Below are 12,181 nucleotides of genomic sequence, written 5' to 3' on the forward strand. Positions count from 1 at the left end.
AGTATTTCCTTCGATGTGAGGGCGACGCCCCGTCCCGGGGCGCCAGTCCCCGGGACGGTCGCGGGCCCGTGGCTCAGCGGACGATGTCGGTGGTGGTCGGTATGTCGAGTTCGCTCGGCGACAGGTGCGTCAGATCGCCGTAGTGGGTCAGGGCGAATGCGCTGGTGCGCTGCCCGTACTTGATGCCCTGCTCGACGTCCCCGGACAGGAAGCCGTGCAGGGTGCCCGCCACGAACGAGTCGCCGGCACCGGGACGGTCGAGTACCGGAACGCGAGTGACCTCGAAGGTCTTCTCCCCCCGGACCGCGTCGGACAGGTAGACGCCGTCCACCTGGTCGGTCGAGACCACGGTGGGGACGCCGAACAGCTCGCGCAGGGCGCCGCAGGCGTCCTGGCCGGGGGCCCTCACGCCGAAGACGGCCTCGCCGTCGCGGCGGGAGCAGAACACGATGCTCGACCTGCGGGCGATCGGCTCCAGCACGCTGCGGGCGCGGTCGGCGTCCCACAGCATCGAGCGGTAGTTCACGTCGAGGGCGATCCTGACGCCCTTCTCGGCGGCCCGGTCGACGAACTCGGTGACGACCGAGGCGGTGCTCCGGGTGAGGGCGGCGGTGATGCCGGTGACGAACACCAGCTCGGTGTCGAGCATGTCGTCCCAGTTCAGGTCGGCGCTGGCCACTGACCTGAAGGGCGTGTGCTCGCGGTCGTAGAGCACCCTCGCGGGCATCGGGTACTCGCCGGGCTCCATGAAGTAGAGCGCGACCCGGCCCCGGGGCTTGATGACGACGTTGGAGACGTCCACGCCCACCCCGCGGAACTCGTTGACGACGCGGTCGCCGAGTTCGCCGCGGGGCATCACCGAGGCCCACGCGGCCTTGCGGCCGAGTTGGCTGAGCAGGCCGGCGACGTTCGCCTCGGAGCAGGCCGCGGTCATGCGCAGCTGATGGGCGCTCATCAGGCGCTCGCCCTTGAAGCAGGTCAGGCGGATCTGCCCCTCGCCGATGGTGGAGATCTCGTACTTGCTCATTCCCCCACCCCCGTCGACGCGGCCGCGGTGCCGTACCGGTTCAGGTAGCGGTCGTGGTTGGCCTCGATGGCCTCCTGAGGCAGGTCCTCGATCCGGCCGATGGTCTTGGCGTAGGTGATGGTGCGGGCCACGTCCTCGACCATCACGGCGGCCTTGACGGCCCTCTCGATGGTCGCCCCGATGGTGAAGACGCCGTGCTGCTTGAGCAGGATGGCAGGCGAGTCGCCGATGTGGGCCATGATCTGCTCGCCGATCTCCTCGGTGCCGATGGTGGCGTAGCCGCCGCAGGGCACCGGACCGCCGAATTCGTCGGCGACGGCGGTCAGGCAGCACGGGATAGGCTGCCCGGTCGCCGCCCAGGCGGTGGCGAAGGTCGAGTGCGTGTGGACCACCGAGCGTACGTCCTCGCGCCTCCTGTAGATGTACAGGTGCGAGGCGGTGTCGGAGGACGGGCCGTGGTCGCCCTCGATGATCCTGCCGCCGGGATCGACGACGACCATGTCATCGGGTCTCATGCGGTCGTACAGCACGCCCGAGGGCTTGATGACGACCAGGCCGGTCTGCGGGTCGCGGGCCGACAGATTCCCCCCGGTCCAGACGACCAGACCGTGGCGCGGCAGGGCCATGTTGCCCTCGCACACCTCTTCCTTGAGTGCTTCCAGCATGGGAACGTTCCTCCTCGAACGTTGAAGGGATTGTGAACAGCGGTTCTCGGGTGCGCCCGGTCGCCGTCCGGGCCCCGCCGGCGGCGACCGGTGCACGGAATTCGAAACGGGTGCGCGCCGTCATAGGACCGGTATCCCGGCCTTGGTGAGATGCTCGGCGATGAATTCACGGGCCCTGGACGAGCGGTCCGTGGAGTCGGGGGCGTCGTCGTTCCACATCTCGATCATCATGCGGCCGGCCCAGCCCTGGGCCCTGAGCAGCTCGAAGCTGCGGTCCCAGTCGACGATGCCGGTGCCCATGTCCACGCGCCGGGGTTCCCCGACGCGCACGTCCTTGGCGTGCAGGGCCACCATGTGGCCGCGTCCGGCCGCCAGCTCCACGCCGGGGTCCAGCTCCTGCTCGGCGATGTTGCCGAGATCGGGGTAGACCTGCAGGTACGGGGAGCCGACCTCCTCGACGAACTGCATCGCCTTGCGCACGGAGGTCACATCGGTGCCGTCGACGTTCTCGATGCCCATGACGACACCCAGACGGGCGGCCGTCGGGACCGAGTCGGCCAGGAGCTGGGCGTAGTGGCGCTCGGCGTCGGGATTCGGGCCCTCGTAGTAGCAGTAGTAGCCGGCCACCTGCAGGACGCCGATTCCCAGGTCGTGGCAGAGCCGCAGGCCCTGCGCCATGACCCGCCGGGCGCGCTCGCGCATCGCCGGGTCGGCCGACCCCGGGGCGATCCGGCGGTGCACCGACAGGCACATCCCGCCGATCATCGTGCCGACCGACTCGACCGCACGGCGCACCATGAGACGCCTGTCCCGCGCCCATTCGAGCCTGGCCTCGCGCTCGGGCGCCTCATCGATCGAGATGTCCAGGTAGCTGAAGCCGGCCGCCGGCACCTGTTCGAGGAAGCGTCGCCAGTCGTCGCCGTCGGCCAGCGGGTTGGAGACGAGCGCCTTCTCGTAGACGCCCAGCGTGATGCCGTCGCTCAGATCGCTCATGGCCACACCCGCCCGATGGTGGACTTGAGCCTGTGCGCGGCCGCGGCGGGGTCGGGGGCCTCGACGATGGAGCGCCCGGCGATGACGATGCCCACCGGGTGGCCGGCGAAGACCGGCAGGTCCTCCGGCGAGATGCCCCCGGTGATGGTCACCGTGAACCCCAGCGAGGCGAGCTCGTCGATCCTGGCGATGTCGTCGGGTTTCCAGCTCAGGTCACCGGCTGCCTCGCGGTCGCGGGAGCGCTTGACGATGACGTGCTGGGCACCGGCTTCGCGCCAGGCCCTGGCGCGCTCGACGTCGTACCACTCGTCGGCCAGCTCCACCTGCACCTGGGCGCCGAACTCGGCGGCGACCCCGCAGACCTGGCCGACGGTCGTCAGCGACGCCCCGGCGACGCAGGAGACCAGGTCGGCGCCGGCCTCGAAGGCCAGGCGGGAGATCTTGGCGCCGGCCTCGGCGATGCGCACGTCGGCGAGGATCCGCTTGTCGGGGAACAGGGCGCGGATGGCCCGCACCGCGCGGTAGCCCTCGCAGAGCACCAGGATGGTGCCGCACTCGATGATGTCGATGTCCTCGGCCGCCTTCTGCAGCGGACCGAGGGCGGCCGGCAGGTCGAGGGTGTCCAGGGCGATCTGAAGACGCGGTCTCGTCGCCATGACGTTCAGCCCCTCAGCGGATCGAAGGCGAAGAAGGTCCTGGCGTTGTTGATCAGCAGATCATCGACGTAGGACGCATCGAAGCCCTCGTCGTCCAGCAGGCGCGGGGCGAAGACGGCAGGATCGTAGTCGATGCCCGAGACCGAGCCGTAGACCTTCTGGTAGGAGGCCTTGCCGGAGTCGGTGCCGAGCAGGATCTGCCTGCCGTAGCCCTTCTCCCCCAGCACCCGCAGCAGATCGACGCGGGCGTTGTCCGGCACGTACTTGGTGCGGTTGGTGCCGTCGAGCTCCACGTAGCAGCCCAGTTTGGTGATCTGCTCGAGCACCCACGGATCCCAGTTGCGCTGGATGTGGCCGATGGCGATCTTGGCGGGGCCGACGCCCTCGTCGAGCAGGAAGCGGGCCTGCTCGGGGCCGCAGGTGCCGGCGGTGACGTGGGTGTTGACCGGGACGCCGGTCTCCTTGGAAGCGATCGCGACGGCCCTGCCCGACTTGCGCTCCCACTCGGTGATCCTGCCGTAGGCGGTGGCCCACTTGATGACGCCCGCCCTGGCGGAGGTGCGCTCCACGATCGGGCCCATGTAGTCGAAGCGGTCGATGCCCTCGACGATGTCGGCGATGAGCAGGTCGGCGATCTGGTTGACGGTGTACTGGTTGACCCAGCTCTGGCGCCACTCCAGGTAGACCTTCTGCTGGTGGAAACCGGTGGCCTGCACCACGTGCAGGCCGGGGACCTTCTCAACGACCTCAAGGGTCTTGAGGACGCCGCGGCCGCTGGAGGCCGGGCACATGTCGATGACGGTCGCAGTGGGAGACCAGCGCTTGGCCGCCTCGGCGAAGGAGCGGGCCTCCTGGGCCGCCTTGTCGACGTCGTCGAGCAGGTGGTCGGGGTCGATGTAGACCTCACCCGCTCCGACGCGGATGAGGTGGTCGTGGGCGTTCACGACGCCAAGGGTCTCGGGCGCGACGTCGCCGGTGATCGTACGGACAATGGCCATGACGGGGGTTCCTTCCTCTTCTTCGCGGAATGGCGGCTGCGGCCGCCCGCCGCCCCGTGGGGCCGCTCGCAGGCTGCGCCGCACCTTCTTTATCGCCCGGGGGGAACCGCGCCAGCAACAACGGTTGATCACATGTGTGAATCAGGATGAAGAAGAAGCCGCACGAGAAGGCGGCGATCCGGACTGAACTTCAACGCCCTGGACGCTCTCGACAGTCACGAAGCTGAACATCTGTGAGCAGTGTAAATAGTGAGTCAGGACGCGCCCGCCCTCGGAGAACGCGCAGCCGGAACGGCGCACGTCGAGCTCGGGTTCTCCACAGCCGGACTGGAACCGCCCTCGCCTCCGGTGACACGCACCCCGACCATCACGGACAGCGGCTCAACGGGCCGGGGTCCGGTCCCCATCCCCGATGACACGTGTCGGAGTGGTCCGCATCATCACGCCCCATCGAGGATTTCGAGTTCCAGAAGTCTCGTTTCAGGGTCATCCCTGATCTTCTCCCTGGTCATGGTGCGGCTGCGCGTCCAGATGGCGTTCGGGTGGTGGTGCGCATGCGGCGGGTGGGTCTATCATTGATATGATGTGGTTGCCCACCCCTTGGTCCGGCCCGTCTGAATCCGTGGGAAGGGAAGGATCGTGTCGTGACCGAGTACTCGGACAAGCTGGGAGCCTACGACGAGCCGGTGGCGTTCGACGACGCCACGGCCGACGAGCTGGTGTCGGCGGCGAGCACCCTGTCGGGCACGCTGAAGAGCCAGGCGACCTCGCGTTCGGGATGGGCTACGACCGCATTGACGGATTTCAAGGGGCACTACGCGGACGTGTTCGACTTGAACGCGAAGGCGGCCTCGACGGACTGTTCGAACATCGCCTCGGCCCTGGACGACCTGGTGACTGAGGTGCAGAAGCTGAAGGAGGCCGCCCGGGCCGAGCGCGACCGCCGTCGGCAGGCGAAGGAGTGGGCCGACCGGCAGGACCGGGAATCGTTCCTGAAGGGCCTGTGGGACGGGTTCTGGGGGACGGACAAACCGCCCTCGGGCCCGGCGCAGGTGCCGCTGCCAGAGCCTCACGAGGCGGCGGCGACGCCGTGGACCGAGCCCACGCCGGGCGGGACCGGGGCAGTGAGCTCGGCCCGCCCGGACGACCTGCGCACTTATTCGTCGAACGTGACCGGCGCCAACGACACGGTCACCACCCAGAAGGGCGCCCTCGACGGCGCCATCGCCGATTTCGCGGACAAGTGCTCGTGGTGCGGCATCGACGCGTCGGGGATCACGACCGCGCTGATCTCGTTCGGGTCGAACAACTCGAACGAGGTCCGGTGGGTCGACACGGTCGCGGCGGCGTTCGAGGCCGCCGGCGGGACGGGGGCGATCTCGATCGTCTCCGACGCGTCGATCGATGCCTCGTTGCAGGCGGCGGGCGTGGACCAGACTCGCACGCCGTTGGACGTGGCGGCCCCGTCGATCCAGGGCGACCCCCAGACCTCCGGCTACGCGGACGACCCGGTGAACACGACGACCGGCAACTTCGTGGAGCCGGAGACCGACCTTTCGTTCACCGGCGGGTGCGCCTCGCTCGGGTTCGAGCGCATGTACAACTCCCTGTCGGCCGGCATCGGGGCGTTCGGGCCGGGCTGGGCGTCGACCGCCGACCAGCGGCTGACCGTGAACGGCGAGGGCGCGGTGTGGGTGCAGGCGTCGGGCCGGCACATCACCTTCGGCCGGCTGGGGAACGGCTGGGACCGGGCCGACGGCGACAGTTTCTGGCTCACCACCACCGATGCTGCCGCTGCTGATACCGGCGGTCCCGCCGGAGGCGATCCGGTCGGCGGGGAGAGCGTTACCGGCGCCGTTTCTTCCGGTGCAGCCGCCGGTGCCGCGGGCGTCGGCGATGAGAATTCTTCCGCCACTGCTGCCGTTTCCGTTGTCGGCGACGCCGCTGCCGGTGCTGACGCCGGGGTGTTTGTGGTGTCCGACAATGCGGGCGGCCGGTGGTGTTTCGATCGTGCGGGCAGGCCCGTCTTCACCGGCCGGGGCGTGGGCACCCGGGTCGATTGGGAGTGGGACGGGAACCGGCTGGTCCGCCTCACCCACGAGCGGGGCCGAGCCATCACGGTCGAATGGAACCCGGAGGGCACCCGCGTGATCGCCTTGGCGGCCAGTGATGGGCGCCGGGTGGACTACGCCTACGACACGGCGGGCCGGTTGACCGGCGCTGTGTCTGATGGTGGCGCTGTCCGTTCGTATGAGTGGAATGGGCAGGGCCTGATCGCACGGGTCATCGATCCTGATGGTGTGGTCGAGGTGGACAACACCTACAACGGCCGCGGGCAGGTGGTGTCGCAGCGGTCCGCGTTCGGCCGTGTCTCTCATTATTCGTACCTGCCGGGCAATGTGACCCAGGTCGCCGACGCGGACGGGGACCGGGCGAACACGTGGGTGCACGACCGGAAAGGCCGTCTGGTCGGGATGATCGACGCCGACGGGAACCGACAGAGCATCGGCTGGGACCGGTGGGGCAACCGAGTCCAGGTAACCGGCCGGGAGGGTCGGGTGACGGTGTGCCGCTATGACGGGCGGGGCCGGCTCGTCACCCGGGTGGAGGAGACCGGGGCGCGGTCGGACTACGAGTGGGACGACCTGGACAGAGTCGTGCGGGTCACAGTGACCGACACCAGCACAGACGACCGTGGCAGCGGCGGAACTGCCGCGGGGGCGCCCGTCGGCGACGGCCGGGACGAGCCGGCGGTCACGGCGTACGAATACCAGGGGTCTGCCCGGAATCCGTCGACGGTGACGGACCCGGAGGGAGGGGTGTCCCGCCTGACCTGGGATGGGAATCTGCTCACGGAGGTGGTGGACCCTGCGGGGGTGCGGGTCGGGTTGGGCCACGACGCCCGCGGCGACCTGGTGTCCGCGACGAATGGGGCCGGGGATGTGGCCCGGCTGGTGCGTGACGATGCGGGCCGGGTGGTCACGGCGGTGACCCCGCTGGGCCACCGCACCGAGTACCGGTACGACCCGGCGGGCCGGCTGGCCTCGCGGCGGGACCCGAACGGGGCCGTGTGGCGGTTCGAGCACACGCCGGGCGGGCGGCTGACCGCCGTGGTGGATCCGAGCGGGTACCGCAGGCAGTACGGGTACGGCGAGCACGGGGAACGGGAGGCCTACACGGACCCTCTGGGCGAGGTCGTGACGTCCCGGTGGGACGACCTGGGCAACCTGGCCGAGGAGGTTCTTCCGGACGGGTCCCGGTGGGAGTACGCGTACGACGGGCTGTCACGGCTGGTGGCGACGATTGACCCGGCCGGCGGGGTGTGGCGCCGGGAGTACGGCGTCGACGGTGAGCTTGCCGCGACGGTGGATCCGACCGGGGTGCGCAGGGACTGGGTCACGAGCGGCCGGGGACGGGTCCGAACGGTGTCGGATGGGGCCGCGTCCGAGATGGTGACGGTCGACGGGCTGGGCCGGGTCACGGTGGCCACCGGCGATGACGGGACCGACCGGGTGACGTCGTATGACCGGTGCGGCCGTCCGGTGGAGCACGTGGACCCGGACGGGGGCGTGACGCGGCTGGTGCGGGACCTGACCGGGCGAGTCGTGGAGCTGGTGCGCCCGTCGGGCGCTGTCACAGCGTATTCGTATGACGAGTGCGGCCGGCTCGCTACGGTGACCGCTCCGGTGGGCGGGGTCGCTTGTTTTGCTTATGACGCTGACTCGCGGCTCGTGTCGGAGACGTGGCCCGGGGGTGAGCGGGCCTGGTACGCCTATGACGAGTGCGGCCGGGTCACCGCGCGGCACGTGCCCGGGTATGGCACCACCAGGTACACCTATGACCTCTCGGGTCGGGTGACCGGTCTTCGGGATCCGTTGTGCGGGCGGCGCCGGTTCTCCTACGACGGGGCGGGGAATCTTGTCGAGGCGGTGTCGGGCACCGGTGGGGTGACCCGGTACGAGTACGACCGGCTCGGCGCGCTTGTCGCGGTGACGGACCCGGCCGGTGGGGTGACCCGGTACGAGCGCGACTGTCTCGGCAACGTGGTCAAGGCGACTGACCCGTTGGGCCGGGTCACGACCGCCGAGTACGACGGGGCGGGCCAGCAGACATCACAGACCGGGCCGGACGGGCACACCACGGGCTGGGAGTACGACCGCAGCGGCCGGTTCGTGGCCCTGTCCTGGGACGGGACGGTGCGCCACCGGGTCATCCGTGACTTCACGGCCCGGACCATGACGGTCACCGAGACCGGCGGCATCACCCACACCGTCCGGTGGGATCATGCGGGCAGGCTCGTCGAGCGGGCCCGTGACGGCCGCGCCGTGTCATGGGGCTACGACCGGGACGGGCGCAGGGCGTGGATGCGCACCCCCGACGGGGCACGCACCGGCTACGGCTATGACCGGGCCGGGAGGCTGGTGCGTGTCGAATCCTCGGCGTTCGGCACGGTTGCCTACGAATATGACCGGTCCGGGCAGATGACCGCCGCTACCGCCAAGGACCGGGCCGGCCGGGCGGTGCGTCAGGAATGGGAGCGCCGGGATGGTTTCGTCACCGGCCACCTCGTGCGCCGGGGCGGTGCGGTGTCACACACGGCTGTGGGCCGGGACGAACAGGGCCGGGTCTCCTGGACGTCCCGGGACGGCTCCCACACCGGCTACACCTACGACGCCGCGAACCAGCTCGTCGAGGTCACCGGCGATGGCGGCGCCGCCGCCTACACCTGGGACGGGGCCGGCCGCCTCACCGCCGAGACCATCACCGACGGCCCCGGCGCCGCTCGCCACTACCTCTACAACTACGACGCGGCCGGACAACTCACGCAGAGTAGCGCGGATGGTGTCGTGTCGGCCCGGTTCTCCTACGATCCGGCCGGCCGCAGGATCCGCGAGGAGCACGCCGACGGCACGGTCCGCACCTACGGATGGGGGACCCTGGCCCGCCTCGAGACGGTGTCGCTCGACTCGGCCCTGGAACGGGCCCGGGTGAGTCTGTTCACCGACGCGCTCGGCGAGCTCGCCGCCATTGACGGCCGGCCCTTGGGCTGGGACACCGCCGCGCCCGTCCCGTCCCTGCTGTCCGCCGCCGGCACCAGCGCCCTGACCCTGCCCGGGTTCACCGCCACCGCGGATGGCGGCTGGCAGACCCCCGGCTGGCGCCAGACCCGCACCACCAGCAGCAGTGACCCGTGGGCCGCCGACGGCACGCCACTCGACGCCACCACCGGCGTCGGGCTGCTGCTGGGGGCGGCCGGGGAACTGGCCCTGCCCGGCGGCCTCGAAGTACTGGGCGCCCGCGTCTACGATCCGGGCAGCCGCGGCTTCCTCGCACCCGACCCCCAGGACCCCACCACCGGGGCCGGCTGGGTCGGTAACCCGTACGCGTACGCCGGCAACAACCCGGTCGGGTTCACCGACCCGACCGGCCTGCACCCCCTGACCGACGCCGAGATGAACGCCTGGCGGGACCAGCACAAGTCCACACTCGCCAGGGCCGGGGACTGGCTCAGCGACAACTGGGAGTACATCGCGGCCGGTGCGATGGTGGCGGCCGGGGTCGCGCTCATGTTCACCGGTGTCGGTGGCGCGGCCGGGCTCGCGCTCATGAGCCTGTCCGGCGCGCTCACCTCCGGCGGAATCAGCATCGCCCAGCAGAAACACGACAACGGCACCGTCGACTGGGCCCAGGCCGGCAAGGAGATGGCCATCGGAGCCATCCCCGTCCCCGGCGGCGGTGCCGCCAAGGGCGCCGGTGCCGTCGGCCGCGAAGCCGCCGAGACAGCGGGCCGCGAGGCCCTCGAGACCACCGGACGTGAAGCCGCCGAACAGGCCGCCCGCTCCACCGGCGAACGCGAACTGTCCACCATCGGACGCGACGCCGCCGAAAACATCGGCGACAACGCCGCCCGAACCGCGCACGACGCCTGCAACGGGGCCGGCTGCTTCACCGGCGACACCCCCGTTCTCATGGCTGACGGCAGTTCGAAACCCATCCAGGACGTCCAGGTCGGCGACCAAGTCACCGCCTACGACCCCGACACCGACACCGCACAGGCCCGCACGGTCACCCGCACATACGTCCACGAACAGGTCCCAACACTCATCGTGACCCTCGAGGACGGCGGGCAGGTGGAGACCACCGCCACCCACCCCTTCCTCACCCAGAACCGCGGCTGGACCCCCGCAGTACACCTCACCCCCGGCGACCGGCTCCACACCCCCGACGGCACCTGGGCCACCGTGCAGAGGATCGAGGCCACCGGACACACCCGCACCGTCCACAACCTCGAAATCGAAGACCTCCACACCTACCACGTCCGGGCAGGCACCACTTGGACAACCGTTCACAACAGCTGTACAGTCCGCATGCGGCACTACACGAATAAGAGTAGTGCAAACCAGATCATGGAAGATGGAAGGATTGTCGCAGGCGACCAGAACAAGATGTTCATGACCCCAGCAAAAGGCAAGCCCATGTCCCCATCTGACGCCGAACGCACTCTAGGCATCGGCAGGGGTAGAGGAAGAGCCATCATCGAAACAGATGTTCCCGCTGATCGCATAGGCACACAAACAAATCCCCTAACAGGGTACAGAGAAAGTTATGTCGTCGGTGACTTGGAACTAAAAAATGCTACCCTTACCGTGAGGAAATGATGCACCGTGAACCGAAGATGATTCGTTTTGACGGGTCTGAAATCAAACAGATTCTCACCATCATAGACGAGCTTGCTCTGTCTTTGGACCGCATCGGAGCATCATTCGATTCATCGGAGTCGGCCAAAGATGCTCTCTGGGAATACATGTCAACGCTGCAAGCCGGTCAGAGAGTGGCGTATCTGCGCGGCATTCTCTCGGACGCCATCACCAGGGAACTTGGAGAGGACGCCTATCTCACCGAGCGCGAGGCAGTGCTCGCATGGCCGAGGATCAGCCCGCCGGAGGGGACCGAGCAGGAGGATCCGTGGTGGGGCGACACCGACCATCTTGTCGGCGATGAAGTAGGCAAGTTTGATTGGCCCATTACCGCAGATGTCAATATCCCACAGGATGTTCTCGCACAACTGAGAACAGTACCGACATATTTTCATGGCGTGTACAGCATCCTTGACAAGCCATATCGAATCACCAGTCAGAACGGACCCCTTCAAGGGCTGATCGCCTTCGCGAAAAGCAATGGTCGAATCTGCGTCGACACCCCCACTGGTGCAGTCGTCAAGACTTCTCAGTACATAGTTGACTGCACGACCCCTGTCAACTCTTCACTCTCCGCCTTCGGACGATGTGTCCACGCCTGCGCCATGCGCTATCCATTCTATTCAGAGAATTCCGGCTACGCCGTCAGGGATGCGATGTGCGATGAAATCTACCATGACCTGCTGGAGATTGACCCGGTGATTGATGAATACCCCGCATCAGCATTCTGGAACGATGTGGCAGCACGTTTCCTGAACGGAGATTTTGCAACTGAAAATATACACCGCGACTACCACGTGAAAGATTAAGACAAATAGGTTTCCGAGTAACGAGAATATGACTCTCATGAAACAATCGTCTTCGGTCTCACGTGGTGGAAGGTGTTCGAAGTCGTAGTCGAAGACGCGTCCGGTGACGTATGAGGCGAACGCCCCGAAGGTTTCCTCCGGGGTATCGCGCTGAATTTTCGAGATGTTGTTCTTGGCGGTGTTCCAGACGTGCTTGACCGGGTTGTGGTCGGGCGCGCTCGGCCTCGTGCGGGCCGTCGACGGTCTCCGCGAGGGCATTGCCGCAGGAGGCGTCGCCGGCGGACCCGGCCGAGGGGCCGGCGCCTTCGAGAGCGAGGCGCCCGGCCAGCCGCACG

General features: G+C 68.5%; 7 protein-coding genes. 2 read left to right on the plus strand and 5 right to left on the minus strand.

The annotated features are described in order from the left end of the window. Positions 1-73: 73 nt before the first annotated feature. The 5 genes from R2N01_RS05765 to R2N01_RS05785 form a co-directional block, all read right to left on the minus strand. The gene (locus R2N01_RS05765; protein WP_316669366.1) at positions 74-1,027 is read right to left on the minus strand and encodes a sugar kinase; all 954 of its coding nucleotides are present in this window, start codon (positions 1,025-1,027) and stop codon (positions 74-76) included. Continuing rightward, positions 1,024-1,692 carry an L-ribulose-5-phosphate 4-epimerase gene (locus R2N01_RS05770; protein WP_316669368.1) on the minus strand — a complete coding sequence of 223 codons (669 nt, stop codon included), beginning with the start codon at positions 1,690-1,692 and terminating at the stop codon, positions 1,024-1,026. The genes R2N01_RS05765 and R2N01_RS05770 overlap by 4 nt, the downstream gene beginning before the upstream one ends. Before the next feature lie 120 nt (positions 1,693-1,812). Beyond that, positions 1,813-2,685 carry an L-ribulose-5-phosphate 3-epimerase gene (locus R2N01_RS05775; RefSeq protein ID WP_316669370.1) on the minus strand — a complete coding sequence of 291 codons (873 nt, stop codon included), beginning with the start codon at positions 2,683-2,685 and terminating at the stop codon, positions 1,813-1,815. Continuing rightward, complete coding sequence (locus tag R2N01_RS05780) at positions 2,682-3,341, minus strand: orotidine 5'-phosphate decarboxylase / HUMPS family protein (protein ID WP_316669372.1); 660 nt, start codon at positions 3,339-3,341, stop codon at positions 2,682-2,684. Before R2N01_RS05780 ends, R2N01_RS05775 begins: the two co-directional genes overlap by 4 nt. A 5-nt stretch (positions 3,342-3,346) precedes the next feature. Continuing rightward, positions 3,347-4,339, minus strand: coding sequence for a phosphotriesterase-related protein (locus tag R2N01_RS05785; protein ID WP_316669374.1), 993 nt, complete (start codon positions 4,337-4,339; stop codon positions 3,347-3,349). 644 nt (positions 4,340-4,983) lie between these two features. On the opposite strand from R2N01_RS05785, the gene R2N01_RS05790 reads away from it, so the two are divergent. Next, entirely contained in the window at positions 4,984-10,998 is a 6,015-nt protein-coding gene (locus R2N01_RS05790; RefSeq protein ID WP_316669376.1) for a DUF6531 domain-containing protein, read from the plus strand. Beyond that, complete coding sequence (locus R2N01_RS05795) at positions 10,995-11,846, plus strand: SUKH-4 family immunity protein (RefSeq protein ID WP_316669378.1); 852 nt, start codon at positions 10,995-10,997, stop codon at positions 11,844-11,846. The genes R2N01_RS05790 and R2N01_RS05795 overlap by 4 nt, the downstream gene beginning before the upstream one ends. Positions 11,847-12,181 lie beyond the last annotated feature (335 nt).

Origin of the sequence: uncultured Propionibacterium sp. (assembly GCF_963539965.1) — a bacterium.
Lineage (GTDB): Bacteria > Actinomycetota > Actinomycetes > Propionibacteriales > Propionibacteriaceae > Propionibacterium.

Coding starts and splice junctions, on each gene's coding strand:
- R2N01_RS05765 (WP_316669366.1), bottom strand. CDS start 1,027: ATGAGCAAGTACGAGATCTCCACCATCGGCGAGGGGCAGATCCGCCTG.
- R2N01_RS05770 (WP_316669368.1), bottom strand. CDS start 1,692: ATGCTGGAAGCACTCAAGGAAGAGGTGTGCGAGGGCAACATGGCCCTG.
- R2N01_RS05775 (WP_316669370.1), bottom strand. CDS start 2,685: ATGAGCGATCTGAGCGACGGCATCACGCTGGGCGTCTACGAGAAGGCG.
- R2N01_RS05780 (WP_316669372.1), bottom strand. CDS start 3,341: ATGGCGACGAGACCGCGTCTTCAGATCGCCCTGGACACCCTCGACCTG.
- R2N01_RS05785 (WP_316669374.1), bottom strand. CDS start 4,339: ATGGCCATTGTCCGTACGATCACCGGCGACGTCGCGCCCGAGACCCTT.
- R2N01_RS05795 (WP_316669378.1), top strand. CDS start 10,995: ATGATGCACCGTGAACCGAAGATGATTCGTTTTGACGGGTCTGAAATC.